Genomic DNA, 20,220 nt, shown 5'->3' with positions numbered 1-20,220 from the left:
TTTAAGATTCTTTATCAAATACTAGCACATATGTTTTTCGATCATCTTCGTTTGTTACGATAATAGAAATAATCGTTTTCGAGTCGTCTTCTAGCTTAATTGTTTCCTTAGTACTGCCTTCAATCAAAATTTCTGAATTGCTGGATTTTGCAATCGGGTTAAGAGTTACCTCGTCCATATCACTTGACACGGTTACATGGTAGGTAAACTCATCACTCGTAAAGGTGCTATCCCAGGATCCTTCTGAAACTGACAGTGAGGAAAGTAACGCTTTACTTGTTTTTTCTACGGTCAAAGAACTCGCCTGTTGTGATGTAGGTTGGGTAGAATTGGGCAGATTATTTGGTTGCAATGTTGATTGGGAAAGACCCGGTTTATTATTCTGATTTGAATTGGCATTGGTATTGGTATTCGTATTGGTATTGGTATTGGTTTTAATCTCAGCAGCTGCTCTTGTAATGTGTAAGGTATAAATTCTTTTCTCACCATTTTCAGCTGTTACAGCTATAATAATATCCGACTCTCCGACGGGAAGTTCTACTACAGCGCCATCTTTTGTTACTAAAGTTTCATTCACCTTAATAGTTGATGTTGTTTCAACAGATGTAGGTTTAATGGTAATCACAGGAACGTCATTTGGAACAACTACCTTGTAGTCTGTACCAGTAGAAGAAAAGTTTGGTGATAACTGCCCTTTTGATAGGTTAATACTTTGCAAGAGATTATTATCATTTTCCTCCCTCATTATAGTCAGGGTATAGGTATTGGTTGAGTTACTGCCATTATCCACGGAAATAATAAATTTATTCTCACCTGTTTGAAGGGAATATGCACCGACAACTCCACTTATAACCGTCTGCCCATTTATTGTAATCGATGAATCTGGATTGCTGCTTTCTACTAATAACTTAATCGATTGAACCTCGTTTTTTACTGTGGCAGAATATTCCTTTGAATCTGCTGAAAACAGCTGGTCTAGCTTAATTCCTTCTATCTCTATTTTTGATAGTTTGCCTTCTTGTTGGTCCTCTTGGACTGGAGACGTATTTGTTTCAGCATATGCTGTTGGTATGTACGTTCCAACCCCCATCCATACCATTGAAATTACAAGCATTACATTTAGGGCTTTGCTTTGAATCGGTTCTTTCATAGTCAATCCTCCTGTCTACTATCTTTGGAGATAGTGGAATTTGGACTAACTTTATCATTCATAGCTTAAGTTTATCTTAAGTTTAATTTTTATCTGCGATGAAATTCTTCTAGCTTTGAAGAGATTACTGATGCTACTTCTTCATCCGATTTTTGGAGCGCTTTTTTAAATAGCGAATTTGCTAAGGAGCCCATCGGCCCTGATGCATTGATTTCAAGAAAGCCTGTCACTCGAGTTTTATTTCTATTTAATGCTTTTGCTTCAAAGTAGCCTTCACCCAAATACTTTTCGTTTGCCCTTTTTAATTCAAAACTTACCCTGGCAGGTTCATTCCACTCTTTAATATCAATCAATAAACTAACCTTCTTTTTCATAACGCCGAGGTCACTCTTAAATTCCCAGCAGATTTGACGTTCATTTATTTTTTCATGTTGAATATAACCTGGTACAAGCGGTGCCCAATTATTTTCGTCTCGAATAAAGTCCCAAATCACTTCAATCGGGATATCTAATTCTAGATGTTGTAAATCGCTTAGCATTTGTATCCCTCTTTCGTCGTCAAAGTAAAAGACCTTCAAAGTGCAGAAGGTCCTTTTAAAAAATATATGTGGAATTTTCTGTTTATAGAAGAGGCAAGTAGCAGTTCATTAGAAAAATCCTAATACTAAAGATGTTAGGATTTTTTAATTATTTTTTTAATGAGTATCCCATTAGGAATTCATGAATCCGTTCTGCCGCCAGTGAAAGGCGATCTGGAGGTTGTACCATGGCGATTCGGACATATCCTTCACCAAGATCTCCAAACGCATCCCCAGGAATCACTGCCACACCCGCTTGGTCAATTAATTCAAAGGCAAACTCACGGGAATTCCATCCTGCAGGAATTCTTGCCCACACAAACATGGTGGCAGGAGACTTAGTTACTTGCCAGCCGCTTTTTTCAAGCCCAGAAATCAACGCATCGCGACGAATTTCATATTCATTCACCTGTGTTTGAAGGAATGAAAAATCTGAAGTTAATGCCATCACAGCTGCCATTTGGATTGGATAAAAAACTCCATAATCAATATGGGATTTAAAGGAAGCCAAGATATCGATAGCTTGCTCATTGCCAACAACATAGCCTATCCGGCAACCCGCCATATTAAATGTCTTTGAAAGCGAATTGAATTCAATTCCAACCTCTTTTGCACCGGGAACCGACAAGAAACTTATTTGTGGATTCCCATCGAATATCAACTCAGAATAAGCAAAATCATGAACAACCAAAATATCATGAAGTTTAGCAAATTCAACTACCTTTTCAAAAAAAGCCTTATCCGCTAATGCTGTGACTGGATTCCCAGGATAACTGATAATCATCATTTTCGTTTTATGTAAAACTTCTAACGGGATTTCATCCAGCTCTGGTTGAAACTTGTTTTCTGCTAATAACGGCATTGGGTAGATAACACCACCCGCAATGTTTACGCTAGCCTCATAGATTGGATACCCTGGATCCGGCACCAGCACATAGTCACCTGGATTAATTAAGGCTGTAGCCAAATGGGCGAGACCATCCTGCGACCCCATCAACTGCAATACCTCACTACTGGGTTTAAGTTCAACAGCATATCTTTGCTTATAAAAAAAACCAACTGCCTCATTAAATTCAGGTATCCCTTTCAGTGTGTAGCCATACTTACTGGGGTCTTTAGCGTAGTCACTTAATGTTTCCACGACAAATGAAGGCGGTGGAAAATCTGGACTCCCTACACTTAAATCAATTACATCTTTACCATCTTTGATAGCCTCTTGTTTCCGATTAGCTATTTCTTGGAAAATACTTGCCGACATCCTTTTTACTTTTTCAGAAGCAACGAGATTCATAGATATCCCCTCAATCACAATTTTGTAAAATAATAATTTCAACTATTCAAATATATTTCAAATTATATCAGTCTAATGATTACAATTCTATATTTCTAATTAACAATTGATTATTATTGATTCATCCTTTAGAATCTTATGAAAGGTTTAAATATTCGAAAAACGATAAGTAAGTGGAGGTAACTGAAGATGAAATTCTTTCAGTATTTCTTATTTTTTGCAGGATTAACTTTTTTCGGCTTGGGAAATGCGATTGCCGTTAAGGTTAAATATGTTGGGTTACACCCATGGGAAGTACTAAATGTCGCCCTATATCAGCATTTTGGTTTAACTATTGGTACTTGGGGAGTGATTTGCGGGTTAATTCTGATCTTCATTTCCTTTTTTGTTGCACGGAGCTATATTAGCATAGGTACAATCCTAAATGCCCTATGTATTGGACCTATCATGGACTTTTTTCTCTGGTTGGATATTCTCCCAAAAGCAACTGGCACATGGTTGGATTACCTCATTCTCCTCAGTGGAATCATGATTACAGGGATTGGTGGCGGCATGTATGTAGCAGCAGGGATTGGCGCTGGTCCACGTGATGGCTTCATGCTTTCGATTTCTAATAAAACAAAGTTGTCAGTAAGTCAAGCACGCATCATAGTTGAAAGCATTGTATTAATGATCGGTTTATTATTAGGTGGTCCTGTATTTATTGCTACTTTCCTTTATACATTCATTCAAAGTCCTATTTTCCATCATTCTCTTAAGCTATTTAAGTCATTAGTAGAAACTGTCAAAAGGAAAAACAGCAAAACGCAAGAAGGTATTGTTATTTAAAATAACGGAAATTAAGCACCTGTTGGAAGTGGTGACTTAATTTCCGTTATTTCAGTTAAATAACTTCGACACTCTCAGGAGTAAACTCTTTATAATATTTTCGATGGGAATCGGTGATGAAGGCCGACAATTTCCCTTCATAAATTAATTCTAAGGGTGCCGACTCTTTTATATCATGGGGAGTTACAAGGGATAGAGGCTTTTGACTTTTAATATCAATCCCGGATTCTTCCAAAATGGCTGCAACAAAATGGGAACAAAAGAAGGCATTTTTACGGGTCATCTCCATATTCAGCATCACAGCAATTAACCCAATGAGATTGTACCTGTATTCTTCCTTATGGTCTTCCATATCCCTTAATTTACAGATCATTTTTTGAAATTGTTTTTCGGTAATCGTTATGCAATAAATAGCACAATCGGCATTCCTAAATAGACCACCACGGACGTTTTCTTCCACAAATCCTGCAAAGAAAGGATTTCTTGGATTTCTTCTCCCAAAACTATAAACCTTGTTGAATTGTTCATCAATCACAATTGAGGCATGATTAAGTGGTTTTTTTGTATAGAGCTTAATCATTTTCCCTAAAACTGTACCCGTGTCCGTTAGAAGAACATAAACTTTCCTGCTCATTTTTAAAACCCCCTATTCGATTGGGAGGAAAATATAGTAAATTCTAACCCTAATATTTTCTATAAGTTAATCATAATTAATTCAAATAAAAGGGAAAACAATCTGCAGATTTATTTTCTTCTAAGACCTAAGCCTTAGGAACAGTCTTTTTTTGCAAAAGGATGCAAATAAATATCCAAAATACTTCTAATATGAAGGACCGATAATATTATTATAGTTCTTTCTTATTTAGAATTATAACAGTTCTAAGGGAAAATTTAGTATTTTTTACAAATAAAAGTATTAGCCATTACAAAATTTTAATTACTTTATATAAGAAAAGCTTATAAAAAAACAGAAGATACACATGGCATCTTCTGTTTTTTTATTATTTTTACGGATTGCTATAACCAAGGCTGCTAATGAAAGCAATGAAGCTATTCCTGATTAAATTAGTGATAAGTTTTTTATTGACTTCCCACTAAAACTTTGAAATCAGTGTCGATACTTTCTAACGACTTGGTTAGAACATGGACATGTACGTTCCAATGACCAGCCATGCTAAAATGCAACCCCTTCACTTCATACTTGCCTTCAGCCGTTTTTGTTAAACTAACGGTTTCTTTTCCCATGTCCATTTCAAGCATGGTAAAGGTTAAGTGAATTTGTTCAATCTCTTTAATTGGTTTTCCTTCTCGGTCTTTTAAGGTAATTTCAAATAAATTCACTCCAATAATATTAGGTGTTGCTTCCAAAGTCACTTGCTTGCCTTGGTTCACTATGTTAGTTTCCTTAAATGGTCCCGGAGATTGAATGGCTGTTGGTAAATTGGTTAAAACAACGGATAGAACTAAGATTAACAAACCAAAGGTAAGCTCACCCTTTAGAGATGCCTTCAGTCCCTTAGTGGTTCCCCTTTTTCCTTTAATAAAATTCACAGCTGCAAGGAGCAGCATCACCAAAAACAAAATAAGTTTCCACATTAAGACTTTTCCATAGTTCGTTTGGATAAGTGCTGAAAGGTTTGGAATATATAAAAAACTGGCAAACAATCCTGTTAAAGTTAAAAAAAGAACAAGGATCAGTCCCCATTTGGAGAAACTTTTTATCATTTTCAAATAATTTTGCTTTATCTCTGTGTTCTTACGTAATGAAAGCAATGAGACAAAACCGGTTAAACTTCCGATCCAAATCGATGCAGCAAGTAAATGAAGAAAATCCATTGCTATTGTTAATAACTGATTTGGTTGTGCTGCGGCATGACTCGTCAATGCCTTTGTCAATAACAAGGCTGCCCCAAGACAAAAGCAAGTCCACAAAATGGCTCGCTTCGTGCTCTCGGCCATGCCTATAAAAGAAGTGAGCAGGGCAAGAGTTATAAGGAGAGCTATTTGAATAACCCAAAATTGACCATAATTTGTGTTCATTAAGATATTTTCGATGATTGAGAAGTTAAACACTTCACTCCAAGGATAACCAGATTCAAGCGTTGCCTGTAATGGCAGACTTAACAGAATACTAAGAAATAGAAGAATCAAACCTGTGCTTATTAGCTTACGGAACTTCTTATCGACTGAACCTGTTTCCCGTAATTCCTTGGGCACAATAACCATATAAAAAAAGATGAGCCCGACATAGAACGCATTGCTCAGATATTGCAGCCATCGGATAATGATTAGATCCGCTTTAGGGGTGTAGCCTTTCGTTTCATTATCAATGGAGGTAGAGTCTTGACCTTTTTCACCAATTTGAAAAGGAATTACACCTTCAACAGGATGGCCGTCGCTTGAAACCACCTTCCACTTTATTCGATAGGATCCATATGGAAGGTTCTTCTTTAATCCGCTCTTTAGGATAAAAGGTTGCTTTGGATCAATCCGTCCATTTTTTTGATCGACTCGATTTCCTTCTGAATCAAAAACCTTAATTGAGTTAAAGGCAGGCTGGATGGTTTCATCAAATTTTATCGTTACTTCGGTTGGTGCTTTTTCCACCGTCTCATTTTCTAATGGTGTCGATTTTTTTATATAGGCGTGTGCTGATGAAATAGACGGAAATAAAAGTAAAAACAGGGACAGGATAAAAAGAAATGAGCTGACTTTTTCTTTTATTTGCAATCCATCACTCCCCTTGTTGTTAGAATCGTGTAGTAGTTGATATATATCACATGCAATAAAGTTTTCACTGTCGATACTATAATAATGATAAATAAGAATATTAACAATATCTTTATAGGAGCAACTTGTGAATAATTGTTGAACTTTTTGCAGTAATATTTAAGCCCAAACCTCATCGAGGACTTCTCTGAATAAATCATCTAGAATTGGAGTCATATCCTCTTTGGAGGCTCTAAGGGTTTTGGTGTATTCTTCAAGCCGGTTGATTTCTTTCTCCAAAAAGTCATTAATGGAAGTAATCTTTGGTTCGAGGTTTAGTTCATCCCCGCTAATTTTCCTTTCTAACAAGGTAAGGATTTCCTTCTTAAGTGGCCCCTCAACAAGGAGTTCCTCTACCAATGTCTGAAATTCAATCGGCGGTACTGAATTATATCTTTCAATCCACATACAAGCTAAAACTGGACGAAGGACATAAAAGTATTTTTTAATTTTCACTTGATCGCTTCGGAGGTAATCACGAAAATTACCTTTTGCCATATTTAAGTAGTGGTAGAGTGCTGACTGTGGCAAAAACACTTGATTTTGAATTGCTTTCAATTTATCTACTAACGAAAAAGCCTGATAATAAACTATCCCCGAATGGAGCCACTCCATTAGCGGGGGATTTGATTTTCTAAAAAGTTGGAGGGCTTTACGCAATTCCCAGCCATTAATATCAAGGAGATCATTAATTGGCAGTTCAATCACATCTCGCTTTTGATCAATGCTCAAATACCAGTCCTTTTTATGGACATAAATAAACCGGACATCGTAATCACTATCCTTGGATGGGAAGCCCCATGCTCTGCTTCCTGACTCTACAGCAAGACAGATTCTTACTCCATATTCTTCTTCTATTTTTTTGATTTCTGTTAGTATTTTTTCTTTCAAAGTTATTCACTCCCTAAACCATTCCTTGACCACAGACTTTGACAATAATGGCGATATTCGCGATGTAATTGTTGAACTACTTGTCCCTGTTTACCTGGTAATTGATGACCCTCAAATGTAGTAATTGGTACGATTTCCTGTATTGAATTGGTCACAAACATCTCATCGGCCTCAAGAACGTGTTTTAATAAGTACAATCCCTCTTTAACACAAAGATTATGTTTCTTCGCTAATTCGATAACAAACTGCCGTGTAATCCCATTTAAAATACCTGTTTGTACTGAAGGAGTATATAAGACGTTCCCTTTTACCCAAAAGATATTAGATACGATCCCTTCAGCCAAGTATCCATCCTCAGTTCGGAAAATACCTTCAATATCAGCAGCAGTTCCAATCTCTCTTTTTGCCAGAATATTATTCATAAAATGATGTGACTTTACTCGTTCAATTCCTTCTGGACTGTTCCGCCTCAACTTCAATAAAACAGCCTTTTTTTCCGATAATTCTCCTGCCAGCGGTAACGGCTTAGGAAAAATAAGGATGTTCGGTTCCTTGTAAGGTTCCACCTGCAAACCAACATCACCTATTCCGGCTGAGACATTCAAGCGGATATAGGCATTAGATAAATTGTTTATTTTCAGTAAATCCTGCAAGATTCTATTCGTTTCTTCACGATGAAATCGGTAGTTAATGTTAAGCACGTCTAAACCTTGATTTAGACGTGCTAGATGATCATCTAATAAAAAGGGAAACCCTTCATATACTCGAAATGTTTCAAATAATCCCATTCCATATAAAAAACCATGATCCAACGGGGAAATCATCGCATCTTCTTTTTTTAAAAATTGTCCGTTTAAATAAATCACCATACTTAATGACCCTTTTGCATTACAATATTTTTATAATGATGGACGAAGTTGCGCAAAAGATCTTTTCCCGAAGTAGTCAAAATAGATTCGGGGTGAAACTGAACTCCTTCAATTGGTAATTCCTTATGACGAATCGCCATAATTTCCCCGTCTTTTGTCCATGCAGAAATCTCAAAACAATCTGGAAGAGTCTCTCTTTTGACAATCAATGAGTGGTATCGTGTCGCTGGAAAAGGGTTCGGTAAACCTTGAAAAATCGTCTTTCCATCATGATACATATCGGATGTTTTCCCGTGCATGAGTCTTTCTGCTCGAATAACCTCTCCATTAAAAGCTTGGGCAATTGCTTGCTGACCTAGACACACACCAAATATCGGGATTTTCCCTGCAAATGCTTTTATTGCATCCAAGCTTATTCCCGCTTCATTTGGACTACATGGCCCTGGAGAAACCATTAAGAATTCAGGCTGTAGTTCTGAAATCTCGGCAATTGACGTTTGATTATTTCGCTTGACCACTAATTCTTCTCCAAGTGCACCTAAATATTGCACTAAGTTAAAGGTAAAGGAATCATAATTATCTATCATAAAAATCATTTTTGCTTACTCCTCTGCCATTTCTTTTGCCTTCCATAATGCAGCAGCCTTTTTCATAGATTCTTTGTATTCATGCTTTGGATTAGAATCAATAACAATCCCGGCACCAGCTTGAACATGTGCCATTCCATCTTTAATGAGCATGGTTCGGATGATAATGTTTAATTCTAGATCACCACTAAAATCAATCCAACCGAGTGATCCCGTATAAATTCCCCGTTGGACAGGCTCAAGCTCTTCTATTATCTCCATTGTTCGAACCTTAGGCGCGCCTGTAATGGTTCCACCGGGGAAAACAGCATCTATAATATCAATGCTAGATTTGTCTTCCGCCAATTCCCCCCTTACATTGGAGACGATGTGCATCACATGTGAGTATTTTTCAATGACCATAAATTCATTGACCTCAACTGTTCCGTACTTACATACCCTTCCAAGATCATTCCGTTCTAAATCCACTAGCATTACATGTTCCGCTCGTTCCTTTTCGTTTTCAATTAATTCATTGGCCAGTTTGATATCTTCTTCGTGGTTCTTACCTCTTGAACGAGTGCCGGCGATGGGTCGGGTGCTTACTTCTTGTCCATTTTTTTTAACAAGCAGTTCTGGTGATCCACTTACAAGCTGAAAGTCTGGTGTATGAAGATAGGCCATATATGGAGATGGATTTAAGTATCTTAATTGTTCATACACTTTAAGTGCCTCAACTTCAATCGGTTTTGATTGGCGGACTGCTAGGTTCACCTGGAACACATCACCTTGTGAAATATATTGTTGTACTTTTGTTACTGCCTGTTTAAATTCATCTTCTGTCATCGAAACCTCTAATTGATCCAAGTCAATCTTATCTGCTTTATGAGGTGGATTAGATGATGATTCATGAAGCCAGCGTTGTTCCCAAAATGCTAACCGATTATCAATATTCTGATCGTTTTCAGCCACTATCAACAGCCATAATAGGTCTTGTTCATGATCGTAAATAAACCATTCCTTTACTATGAAAAAGTAAATTTCCGGCATTTCTAAATCATCTTTTGCTATCTCAGGCAGTTTTTCTATGTTACGAGCATGATCATAGCTTATGTAACCAATCGCACCGCCGAGGAAACTCGGTAGACCTTCTATTTTATCAACATGATACTGGCTCATCCATTCCTTCAATAAATGAAGCGGATTTCCTTCCAACCTCTCAGAACCCTTTTCATTGTGAATTTCAAGTATACGATTCTTACCTTTGATAATCGTTTCAGGCTGGAACGCAGCAATACTGTAACGCCCGCCACGCCCACTTTCCAATAGCACATGATGGGTGCTATTCTCAGCAAGTACACGAAACTGACTGAAAAATCTTGAATAAGAATAAGGAATTTTTTTACTGTACAAATGAAGTTGATGCAAACATTCCACCCCTAATTGTTTTTCTTTTTATATCATACTTGAAATGGGTGTCAGGCACCACTGAAGAATTGGTAACTGACACACATGGAGAGAGAACTTTTATTCAGTCCTTAATGGTTACTTATTTTGGGTGGAGCAGTGGCTGTGGGAGCTTCAAAAAAGGATACTCGAATGGATGACTCGATTCATCAGGATGACAAAAAGATAGGATCAAAAGTTAATGGGAAAAAGGTAGAAATTAAAACAGAACATGGTCAAACAGTGATAAAAGTAAAAGCTGATGATAATAACAGTGGTGATATTACAACTGCCGATGACGGTGCTCATCAGAACAGACACAGCGGTGATGACGATAACAAGGCCGATGACGACAATAGCTGAGCTGAGAACAGAAAGAAGCCCATCCAATGGTTGGATAGGGCTTCTTTTTTAATAGTAATAGGATTAGTTAGTAAATGATTTAAGAAATTTTCTTTAGCTCTTCTGTTAACCTTAGGAATAATTCTTTATCCCCATGTTGTAATGTGTGGTCGATTTCCTTGCGGATTTTCTCCCTCTTAAACTCTAGCAGGGCATTGTTTAGAAACATCTCAGCAACTACAGCATCTGTATTCTCATCCGAATGTTGTGGTGAATTAAGTAATTTCTTTTCCATGGAAATCAACTCCTTACGTTTTTTCTAATTATACAAGGAGTTTTCTAAAAATTCAAACACTTTATTTCAAAAATCTAAAAAAAATTTTTACCAAATGATCAAAATCACAAAAAGCTGGTGTCAGGCACCGCAAAAAGACACTTTCCCCATTTGTCCACGACGGATGGACGCACACCAAAAATATCCATTTATTTTAAATATTATCAGATTTGTATAGGTTTTTTGTACTAACTTTTTGAAAATTTTTATTTTAGAACTATGTTTGGGCTGTTTTGCTATCTGCAGATTTTTTTGTGTATGTATCGATTTTTGGGGAACATTATACTCATCTATTTTATTGACGGAGCAGGTGAGGGATTTAGATGGAACAAACAGTCTTATCAGGTTATCGACCAGTTAATAACATTAATGTATATTATGAATTTTATCCAAATCAAACATCGGAAAAAACGTTTATATTATTACATGGTTTCCTTTCTTCCACCTTCACATTTCGCCATTTGATCTCATTATTGAAGAAAGACTACCAGGTACTATCCGTTGATCTTCCCCCATTTGGGAAAAGTGCGAAATGTAACCGTTATGTCTATTCCTACAAGAATTTAGCCCAAACTGTCATAAAACTTACGGAGTCTTTGGGGTTAAAAAAAATGACCTTTATTGGTCATTCCATGGGTGGGCAAATTGTATTAAATATCCTTCATATGATGCCAGAGCTAGCAGACACAGCCATTCTACTCTGCAGTTCAGCTTATCTTAAACGCTCTAAATTGCCCTTAATCTTGACTAGCTACCTTCCCTATTTCCATCTCTTCGTAAAATATTGGTTTGCACGGACTGGTGTAAAAAAGAATCTTCAAGACGCACTATTTAACCATGCCATTATCAACGAAGAAATGATAAATGGGTACTTACAGCCTTTTTTAGAAGATGAGATTTTCGTCGCGCTTACAAGAATGATTCGTGACCGTGAGGGAGACTTGCCCGTTGAGATCCTAAACCAAATCAAAACACCTTGTTTATTACTTTGGGGGGATCATGATAAATCGATGCCGCTTAATGTAGGAGAAAAGCTAAATAAAGACCTAACCAACTCTGAGTTGATTGTGTTAAAAGATACTGGTCATGCCCTTCCAGAAGAGCGCCCTTTGGAAGTATTTGAATATATTAAAGGCTTTATTGATAATTACAAAACGGCAGCTGAAGCGTAGCTGCCGTTTTTACAGTAGAATTTGAAGCCGAAATTTACTTACCCTTGTAACCTCAATTTGTTTGGTTTCTGTTATGTACAAGAAACATGTATAAAAGGACCGCTCCCCCACCAGCACAAGCGATGACAATTCCCATTGGTATCGCTGTATGTTCTCCTCCTAATCCCACAAGGGGAGCAACAATTCCTCCAAAGGAAAGAGACATGACTCCTAAAAGAGCAGATGCACTGCCTGCAGACTTCCCTTGTTTTTGCATAGCAAGGGAAAATCCTGCCGTATTAACCACCCCGACACTGGTTACCACAAAGAATAGTGGCAGTAAGACAATTAGTAAGTCAGCATGTAAAATCAAAAGAAGCAGTAGTATAATTCCACCAAAAAAAGACATCCCGATTCCAAAAACGAACAGCTTTGACTCGTGTATTCGACCAGCCAATCTTCCTGTCGTTTGACTAGCAATCATGATTCCAATCCCATTTATAGCAAAGATCAAACTAAACATTTGGGCAGAGCCACCATATATATTCTGCACCACAAAAGGTGAGCCTGAAATATACGCAAACATAGCAGCAAAAACAAGTCCTTGTACTAAGCATATCCCATGAAACTGCGATCTAAAATGAGGTTTTTAAAGGTAATAAACGTATTTTTCAACCCTCCTGCAGCCCTTTTTTCTTCAGGATGTGTTTCTGGAAGCCAAAAAAATACAACAATGGACATCAGCAATCCGATTATACTTAAGACGATAAATATACCTTGCCAAGGTACAATTTTTAAGAACTGTGCACCCACAACAGGTGCTAGAATCGGAGCGAGGCCATTAACCAATGCAAGCAACGCAAAGAATTTGGTTAATTCTGAACCTGAATATAAATCCCGAACAACCGCCCGTGAAATAACAATTCCAGCGGAACCTGCGAGCCCTTGAATTAATCGTAAAATAATAAATGTCCAAATCGAGGGACTAAACACACATAATAGTGAAACAACAAAATAAGTGATTAATCCGATAAGCAACGGCTTACGGCGCCCATAAACATCACTAAGTGGACCAGAAAACAGCTGACCAAAAGCTAATCCCAGCAAGAAAAAGGTTAAACTAAATTGAACCAGTGACGGATTTGAGTGAAAATCTTTTGCTAACTCAGGAAGAGCAGGTAAATACATATCAATCGACAAGGGACCGAATGCTGCTAACGTACCGAGGATACCAGCCATCCATAACCGTTGGGAGCGGGGCATTACCTTGCTGCCATCTATCTCATCTTTTATTGATTCTCCCATCAAAAAATCAATCCCTTTCTGTAATAAACTTCCTTTATTTACTTTCTATTATAGTAAACTACACTTTTCAAAAAAATAAAACTTATTTGCAATCTTAATAGAGTGTCTGACCTACTTAGATCATGCGAAAAAAAAAAGTGTTTTAACGGTGCCTGACACCGTAAAAACACTTTTTATTTGAACCAGCCCTTTTCTTTAGATTGAGTAATTGCTTCGATTCTATTTTTAACCTCAAGTTTGTCGAGGATGATCGAGATGTAATTTCTGACAGTTCCTGTTTTGATGCTAAGTTCTTCCGCGATTTCTTTCGTATTTTTTCCGTCAGCTACAAGCTCTAGCACCTCTTTTTCCCGGTCAGTTAACGGGTTTTCTTCTCCATATACATCGTCCATTAATTCTGGCGCATAAATTCGTTTTCCTGACATCACACTTCGGATGGAGTTAGCCAACTCTTCACTAGGACTATCCTTCAACAAATAGCCGCTCACACCAGCTTTTAATGCCCGTTGGAAGTAACCGGTCCGGGCAAAGGTGGTTAAAATGATAACTTTACAGCCAAGACCCTTCAACTCTTCAGCCGCCTCCAGTCCGCTCTTGCCAGGCATTTCAATATCCATAATACAGACATCAGGTTGAAACTTTTTCACCAGCGCAACGGCCTCTTCTCCGTTTGAGGCCTTTCCAACAACTTCCATATCATCTTCTAAATTTAGTAATGAACCAAAGGCTCCTAAAAGCATTTGCTGGTCTTCAGCTATCACGATTTTAATCATTTTTTATCCTCCTTATCCAAACCAGGTTTGACATCATTAGGTACACTTATGATTAACGTTGTTCCCTCTTTTGTCAAAATATCTAGACTTCCATTAATAAATTCCAGCCGTTCTTTCATGCCAATCAGCCCATGACCTGCTGCTAACTTTTCCTTCTCTCCCTTAAAGATACCATCATCCTGAACTCTTATTACCAATTCCTTCATCGTTTGTTCCATCGATATGGAACATGACTTAGCTTCACTATGTTTAACGACATTATTTACGGCCTCTTTCAAACACATGCTTAAAATATTCTCCGTTAACAGCGAGACATTTGATGGTGTAAAATCCCCTTCACGCACAAAATTTATTTGGGCAGCGTTTAGGATTTGTTCAACACGGAGGATTTCGTCCTTCAAGCGGATCCCACGCATCGAAGAAACCATTTTTCTAACTTCACTTAATGCCGTCCGAGCTGTTTGCTGAACATCCTTCAATTCATTCCGTGCCTGATCAGGATCTTTCAAGATTAACTTTCGTGCCAAATCTGACTTCAATCCAATGAGTGAAAGCTTTTGACCGAGTGTATCATGAAGGTCCCGGGCAATCCGCTGGCGCTCTTCTATTTTGACTAGTTCCGAAATCCGTTTATTCGCATCCACTAGCTTTTCTTCAAGCTGCCCTCTCTCCTTCCGGTTATGGATGCTAAACGGGAGAAGGATCACACTAATCCAAATGATGATTACAAAAGGCAATTGCTGTAGAAATAATTTTTCATGCATGACGATACTGAAGTTAATTGATACCGATGTACTAAACAAATGAATAAAATACAAGGTCAAAAAGGCAATCCTATCTTTAATATTGCCGATAAAGTAGGCAAGGAAAAATGCAAAATAAACATAATTGAATAGGCTGTTCGCAGTGATCGAAATACCGATCAAGATCAACGTCCATAGATAAACCGGCCAGCCTTTTGAAATAAACGCAATTCGGTAAAAGATAAAGAATAGCAGCGTGAGTAAAATTCCTACAACAATTTCAATTGTGGAAGGTGATTGAAAAATAAAGTAAAACGGTAATATACCAAGAATTGTCCAAATATACGGTGCAATACCATTATTTTTTTGAAATTTCATATATTTTTTTATCATGAACGAAACCTCATTTTCACTTAAAATCCTCTTATCTATCATAACTCAAAGCAGCTTAGTTTTTCTCCCTTACAGCATTCATTTTAGCTAAAAACTTTACTCCTTTAAACCTGACAACATTTTTTCATTTTAGTTACCATCTGCATTCCTTCCACTTGTTTTCTCACTTTAAAGGATAAGGAGACTACCTGTACCTATATATGTGTTTTACACCCATATGTAATACTTTTCCATTAATATTTATATAATAAGATAATCAGAATATTATACCCGTTTACTCCGTTCCAATATTGGGCATAAAGGTTATTATAAAACAACTAGGAGGAATGAATGATGAGTGAAATATTCAAAAGTTGCTCCGGAATTCCTTATTTGCGTCTTGGTGCAGGTGAGCCGTTAGTCTTTATTCACGGTCTTGGTGAGGTGAAGGAGGGATGGTCACATCAGTTTGAATTTGCGAACCAGTTTGACTTAATTATCCCTGATTTACGCGGACATGGAGAGTATACTTCACCTGGGGAGATATCGATAGAAAGCTTTGCTCGTGATGTAATTAGTCTAGTGAAAGGGCTTGGATTTGAAAGCGCGCACATATGTGGACTTTCTATGGGTGGAGTGGTAGCGCAAGAAATATATCGTCAAGCGCCAGAAATGTGCCGTTCCCTAATGCTGGTAAGCACTTTACATTATGCTCCAAGAGAACTGGGCAAACTATTTATAAAACTCAGGAAATTACGCGCAGAAAATAAAGCTCTTGAGGCTATAACAGAAAGTTCAGCAAAGGTCTGCCTCTATTCTTGGTCAAAGGAAAATTTCGAAAACTTTTCAAAATTTTACAAGCCTAACAAAGAATTTTTCTTTAAAGCAATGGAGGCATGTCTAAAAGTAAATAATTTAACTTTACTCCCTAAGATAAAAGTTCCAACCTTAATTATTGGCGGGCAGTATGATACCGTAACCCCTATATGGATTCAATGCATGATGCATAAACAAATTCGCCATTCAGAATTTGTTATTTTCAGAAATACTGGCCATATTGTTAAGTTAGAGGCAAAAGATGAATTTAACGAAGTTCTTCGGACATTTTTGAACAAACATAAAACGGCAAGTTAGAGAGGAAGGATTCTCCTTCCTCTACTTCATTGCCTATATTTATTATATATTTCCTTGTACCAAACTTTATTACACAATCATTTTGAAAGCGGATTTGAGCGACTGGATGCCCATTGATCAACAATTCCTGCAAATAAGCCAGATAACGCTAGTCCGACATGGCCTGATTCAACGCAAAGATACGTTTTATCCTTACTAGATACTAAATCCATAATTGGCTTACTTTGTTCTTCTAGAACTAAATTGTCTCTAGATCCAGAGATAACGAATAGATTGGCATCAATATTCCGCAAATCTGCCTTTTTGTTTCCAACTACTAATTCCCCTTTAACCAGCTTGTTATCCCTAATTAGGTCATTACCCAATTGTTTATAAGCCTCCCCAGTAAAAGGAACCTGATCAAGAGTCCACTTATTCATTCGACGCCACTTATCAACATACCGCTGATCGTGGGCTCGATTTAAAAGCATCGTATAGTTAGTAAAATAAATAGGTGATCCAACCGCTCTAAACATCATTTCAACATATTTAGGCGGGACCACCCCATAAACATCAAGGAAATGATCAATGTTAAAATCTCCCTCTTTGAGGCCCTCAGCCCATTTATCTTGTCCGATAAATGTAGAGAAATCAATTGGTACGGTTGCAACAATTAAATTTTTTATTGGTTCTTCCGCAATCGATGCATAGATTGCGGCAATCGTCCCGCCTAAACAGTAGCCAATTAATGTAATTTCTTCTACTCCAGAATGGCGAACAGCCCGTTTCACCGCTGTTTTTAAATATTTCTCGATATAGGTGTCAAGACCGATTTTTTTATCTTCATAGCCTGGTGTACCCCAATCCAATAAATACACATCATAGCCCATGTCGGTTAGGTTCTTAATTACACTTGTCTTTGGGTCTATATCTAAAATGTAGGGTTTATTAAATAACGAATACACGAAAAACAAAGGAATCTCATACTTCTTCTGTTTTGGAGGATAATACCATAAAACTGATTTATTTTTTTTCCATACTTCAGTTCTTGGAGTCTGACCTGTCTTAGGCTCAGGTTCACTTAAAATCTTATAGACATTAGCCCAACGTTCCATTTCTTTCTGATAATCCAATTCGGGAATGAACCCCATTAATGGTGTTTCAGTTGACAATGTCATACCACCGTTTCATTTTTATTTGGATGAGCCTGATCCAGTTAACTCTTGTTCCGTACTTGTGCCTTTAAGAATAAGACCCTTTAAAGTCTCAAATTCTTCTTTAAAATTTGTTAATTTCATGATTTCAAACTTCATTTCTTGAAGTTCGGCATGTAATTCTTTTGTGTCTATCTGCTCTTTTTTCGTTTTTACTAATTCCATTTTAAGCTGCTTTGTCAGTTTAATAATTTCTTTGGAAATTTCTACAACACTCTCAATCTCTTTGCTTTGCGTCTTCATGGAATCTTGAAGTTCCCAAATTTGTTCCTCAAGTGCTCCAATTTTCTCTTCTGCTTGGATCGTTAAAGTAGCAACATTAGAGACATCATTTTTAGTAGGCAAATTTAGTACACTAGCAAGTGCTTCTTGATTCTTTTTTAATTCCTCAAGAAAACGGGAATTAATTTCAGTCCCAAATTTGGACGTTTTCACGAAATCTTTGTTATCAGTCAACAGATAGATAAAATCATTAATCTGTTTTTCCCACAATAAACTTAACTTATGAAGGGATTCATATGGATCGTAAGGTTTTTTACCTGACATTACTTACACTCCTATATTGTTATTATTTAGGTTGCTCGGTTACGTCCTTCATATAATTTTGAAATGGCAGCATCGCTGTTTTGACTTGTTTAGTTAACATGTTCACAAATACTTTTTGATTTTCAAATAAAACATTGCTAGTTTTCTTTACACTCTCAATATATTTTTCTCTGCCATTTTTTCGATAAGCAATATATTGTTCAACTGTTTCCACATATTTATCTAGTGCTTCCAATTGACCAGTTATTAACGCTTGAGTAGGTGTTAATAATAGATTTGCAGTTTTATTTTGAATGTCATCTACTACTTGGTTAATTTCTTCATAGGATTTCACTGGAAAAAAGTTCTGTAGTGAAGTTGTGGTCACAAGCAATTCTTCGCGTGCTGCTTTCTCCCACCCTTTAAGTTCCATGCCAAATTGAGCAGCAATCGTGATAGCATTTTCCTGATTCTGTTTAAGCTTTTCCACATAGTTCTTTACAGCCTCTAAGAAAAGTTCATCCTGTTTGTTAAAGCGCTCTGCCCAGGCATCCAATTCATTAAAGCCAAGTTTCCATACAAGGTCTAGACTTGTTAAATCCTTTTCCCCATCTACCACAGTTTCTTGGTTTTCAACTTCTAGTACAGTTTCAGTTTTTTTCGTCATTGTTATTCTCCTCCAAATTTAAATGATTTGTAAAAAATAATTGTTTTAATTCTAAAAGCTCTGATTCTAGGCTTTTTATCTTGCAGTCGTGGATATCCTTTACTTCCATTTCTAAAACGGATAGTAGGGCTTCACATGACTTCCGAACCATTCTTAACTGGGTATTGTTCTTCAACTGGCTTTGTTTAATATCGTAGATCGCATCATCAAAAAAATCTAATTTTTCCTCATAATCTACGATTCTTACAGAAATTGCACTTATTTCATCCTTATTCGGAAGGTCTAAATGCTTTAACCACCTAGTTGTTAACCTTTTGTGAATTCTTATCTGTTTCACATGTACTTCCAATGCCCTCCCAAAAGCTAAAGTAAAGCTCCGTTTGTTGGTACGGGCATGGATTTGTTCATTCCATTTTTTTTCAAGCTTTTTATAAAAAGCATCCATTTCTTGATGGGTGTACTTCATTTATACCCCTCTTAACTACCAGTCAGTATCTACCTTTTACTGTACACTGGCAGTCGTGCCCCCGTCAACGACAAGTACATGACCATACACATAGTTAGAAGCATCCGAAGCTAAGAAAAGTGCAGGTCCTTTCATATCATCATCAGAACCAAAACGGCCTGCTGGTGTTCTCTCAAGTATTTTTTCACCTGAATAGTCCAAGATGGCTTTAGCCATTTTAGTCGGGAAAAATCCAGGGGCAATTGCATTCACATGAACATTAAATGGTGCTAATTTAACGGCTAAATCCTTTGTTAATGTAATGACAGCGCCTTTGCTTGCAGCATAACCAATCGCATCCATTACTAATGGATCTTGACCGCCCATGCCAGCAATTGATGCAATGTTGATAATCTTACCAGCCTTTTGCTCCACCATTATTTTTCCAACGGCTTGAGAAAATAGGAACACCGCCTTAAGGTTAATATCCATTACCTTATCCCATTTATCGGCAGGCATCTCTAATGCAGGTGCTCCCCAACTGGTACCACTGTTATTAACCAAAATATCAATCCGTCCAAATTCCTTCATGGTTTCGTCGACGACAAGTTGGATATCGTTTGGAATGGATACATCACATTTTAATGCAAGCGTACGAACCCCCTTTTCTTTGAGGGCTTCACTAAATTGCTGACAGGCATCAAGATTACGCGAACAAACCACCACATTTGCTCCTGCTTCCGCATATGCGACTGCGATTTGCTGTCCTAAGCCTCTTCCGCCGCCAGTGATAATAGCCGTTTTCCCTTTTAAACTGAAAAGTTCTTGATTATTCATCGATTTTTTTC

21 protein-coding genes and 1 pseudogene are annotated in these 20,220 nt (G+C 37.3%); 4 read left to right on the top strand and 18 right to left on the bottom strand.

All coding sequences use genetic code 11. From position 1 onward, the window contains the following. Window position 1 precedes the first annotated feature (1 nt). The 3 genes from J7E67_RS15340 to J7E67_RS15330 form a co-directional block, all read right to left on the bottom strand. On the bottom strand, window positions 2-1,150 hold the full coding sequence (locus J7E67_RS15340; RefSeq protein WP_214732287.1) for a cadherin-like beta sandwich domain-containing protein: 1,149 nt from the start codon (window positions 1,148-1,150) through the stop codon (window positions 2-4). Window positions 1,151-1,239: 89 nt separating this feature from the next. After that, window positions 1,240-1,689 (bottom strand): SRPBCC family protein, encoded by a 450-nt coding sequence (locus tag J7E67_RS15335; protein ID WP_214732286.1) that lies wholly within the window; start codon window positions 1,687-1,689, stop codon window positions 1,240-1,242. Window positions 1,690-1,837: 148 nt separating this feature from the next. Next, entirely contained in the window at window positions 1,838-3,019 is a 1,182-nt protein-coding gene (locus J7E67_RS15330; protein ID WP_214714757.1) for an LL-diaminopimelate aminotransferase, read from the bottom strand. 183 nt (window positions 3,020-3,202) lie between these two features. Here J7E67_RS15330 and J7E67_RS15325 point away from each other — a divergent pair, with 183 nt between their 5' ends. Then, window positions 3,203-3,847, top strand: coding sequence for a YczE/YyaS/YitT family protein (locus tag J7E67_RS15325; protein ID WP_214732347.1), 645 nt, complete (start codon window positions 3,203-3,205; stop codon window positions 3,845-3,847). 55 nt (window positions 3,848-3,902) lie between these two features. Here the strand turns inward: J7E67_RS15325 and J7E67_RS15320 are convergent, their stop codons facing one another. From J7E67_RS15320 to pabB, 6 genes are all read right to left on the bottom strand, one after another. After that, window positions 3,903-4,481 (bottom strand): hypothetical protein, encoded by a 579-nt coding sequence (locus tag J7E67_RS15320; protein ID WP_214714759.1) that lies wholly within the window; start codon window positions 4,479-4,481, stop codon window positions 3,903-3,905. Between the two features lie 446 nt (window positions 4,482-4,927). Then, the gene (locus J7E67_RS15315) at window positions 4,928-6,577 is read right to left on the bottom strand and encodes a copper resistance CopC/CopD family protein (RefSeq protein ID WP_251026791.1); all 1,650 of its coding nucleotides are present in this window, start codon (window positions 6,575-6,577) and stop codon (window positions 4,928-4,930) included. Between the two features lie 159 nt (window positions 6,578-6,736). Beyond that, complete coding sequence (locus J7E67_RS15310) at window positions 6,737-7,507, bottom strand: nucleotidyltransferase domain-containing protein (protein ID WP_214732285.1); 771 nt, start codon at window positions 7,505-7,507, stop codon at window positions 6,737-6,739. 2 nt (window positions 7,508-7,509) lie between these two features. Further along, the gene (pabC, locus tag J7E67_RS15305; RefSeq protein WP_214732284.1) at window positions 7,510-8,376 is read right to left on the bottom strand and encodes an aminodeoxychorismate lyase; all 867 of its coding nucleotides are present in this window, start codon (window positions 8,374-8,376) and stop codon (window positions 7,510-7,512) included. Between the two features lie 2 nt (window positions 8,377-8,378). Then, entirely contained in the window at window positions 8,379-8,972 is a 594-nt protein-coding gene (gene pabA, locus J7E67_RS15300) for an aminodeoxychorismate/anthranilate synthase component II (RefSeq protein ID WP_098933128.1), read from the bottom strand. Window positions 8,973-8,978: 6 nt separating this feature from the next. Next, the gene (pabB, locus tag J7E67_RS15295; RefSeq protein WP_214714767.1) at window positions 8,979-10,370 is read right to left on the bottom strand and encodes an aminodeoxychorismate synthase, component I; all 1,392 of its coding nucleotides are present in this window, start codon (window positions 10,368-10,370) and stop codon (window positions 8,979-8,981) included. A gap of 144 nt (window positions 10,371-10,514) precedes the next feature. Between pabB and J7E67_RS15290 the strand changes: the two genes are divergently transcribed. After that, entirely contained in the window at window positions 10,515-10,751 is a 237-nt protein-coding gene (locus J7E67_RS15290; RefSeq protein ID WP_214732283.1) for a hypothetical protein, read from the top strand. Between the two features lie 79 nt (window positions 10,752-10,830). Here J7E67_RS15290 and J7E67_RS15285 read toward each other — a convergent pair whose 3' ends face one another. Continuing rightward, window positions 10,831-11,025 carry an IDEAL domain-containing protein gene (locus J7E67_RS15285; RefSeq protein ID WP_214714770.1) on the bottom strand — a complete coding sequence of 65 codons (195 nt, stop codon included), beginning with the start codon at window positions 11,023-11,025 and terminating at the stop codon, window positions 10,831-10,833. Window positions 11,026-11,387: 362 nt separating this feature from the next. Between J7E67_RS15285 and J7E67_RS15280 the strand changes: the two genes are divergently transcribed. Next, window positions 11,388-12,236: an alpha/beta fold hydrolase gene (locus J7E67_RS15280; protein WP_214714772.1), complete on the top strand. Its 849-nt coding sequence runs from the start codon at window positions 11,388-11,390 to the stop codon at window positions 12,234-12,236. A gap of 52 nt (window positions 12,237-12,288) precedes the next feature. Here the strand turns inward: J7E67_RS15280 and J7E67_RS15275 are convergent. The 3 genes and pseudogenes from J7E67_RS15275 to J7E67_RS15265 all read right to left on the bottom strand — a co-directional run bounded on the left by J7E67_RS15275 (window position 12,289) and on the right by J7E67_RS15265 (window position 15,429). After that, window positions 12,289-13,520: pseudogene (locus tag J7E67_RS15275) on the bottom strand (multidrug effflux MFS transporter). Between the two features lie 173 nt (window positions 13,521-13,693). Continuing rightward, the gene (locus J7E67_RS15270; RefSeq protein WP_088086152.1) at window positions 13,694-14,293 is read right to left on the bottom strand and encodes a response regulator transcription factor; all 600 of its coding nucleotides are present in this window, start codon (window positions 14,291-14,293) and stop codon (window positions 13,694-13,696) included. Continuing rightward, complete coding sequence (locus tag J7E67_RS15265; RefSeq protein WP_214732282.1) at window positions 14,290-15,429, bottom strand: sensor histidine kinase; 1,140 nt, start codon at window positions 15,427-15,429, stop codon at window positions 14,290-14,292. The genes J7E67_RS15270 and J7E67_RS15265 overlap by 4 nt, the downstream gene beginning before the upstream one ends. A gap of 330 nt (window positions 15,430-15,759) precedes the next feature. Here J7E67_RS15265 and J7E67_RS15260 point away from each other — a divergent pair, with 330 nt between their 5' ends. Further along, entirely contained in the window at window positions 15,760-16,542 is a 783-nt protein-coding gene (locus tag J7E67_RS15260) for an alpha/beta fold hydrolase (protein WP_251026790.1), read from the top strand. Between the two features lie 77 nt (window positions 16,543-16,619). On the opposite strand, the gene J7E67_RS15255 is transcribed toward J7E67_RS15260, so the two are convergent. From J7E67_RS15255 to J7E67_RS15235, 5 genes are read right to left on the bottom strand one after another with little or no spacing between them, the layout of a single operon-like run. Further along, complete coding sequence (locus tag J7E67_RS15255; protein WP_214714774.1) at window positions 16,620-17,693, bottom strand: alpha/beta fold hydrolase; 1,074 nt, start codon at window positions 17,691-17,693, stop codon at window positions 16,620-16,622. A gap of 21 nt (window positions 17,694-17,714) precedes the next feature. Continuing rightward, window positions 17,715-18,281 carry a polyhydroxyalkanoate biosynthesis repressor PhaR gene (locus J7E67_RS15250; RefSeq protein WP_214714776.1) on the bottom strand — a complete coding sequence of 189 codons (567 nt, stop codon included), beginning with the start codon at window positions 18,279-18,281 and terminating at the stop codon, window positions 17,715-17,717. A gap of 22 nt (window positions 18,282-18,303) precedes the next feature. Further along, a complete protein-coding gene (locus J7E67_RS15245) occupies window positions 18,304-18,927 on the bottom strand; it encodes a hypothetical protein (RefSeq protein WP_214732281.1) in 624 nt (207 codons plus the stop codon). Next, window positions 18,911-19,393 carry a hypothetical protein gene (locus J7E67_RS15240; RefSeq protein WP_214714780.1) on the bottom strand — a complete coding sequence of 161 codons (483 nt, stop codon included), beginning with the start codon at window positions 19,391-19,393 and terminating at the stop codon, window positions 18,911-18,913. Before J7E67_RS15240 ends, J7E67_RS15245 begins: the two co-directional genes overlap by 17 nt. A gap of 36 nt (window positions 19,394-19,429) precedes the next feature. Next, entirely contained in the window at window positions 19,430-20,209 is a 780-nt protein-coding gene (locus tag J7E67_RS15235) for an SDR family oxidoreductase (protein ID WP_214714781.1), read from the bottom strand. Between the last annotated feature and the right edge of the window lie 11 nt (window positions 20,210-20,220).

The organism is Bacillus sp. ISL-46 (genome assembly GCF_018613205.1).
This window is presented reverse-complemented; position numbering and strand designations above follow the sequence as displayed.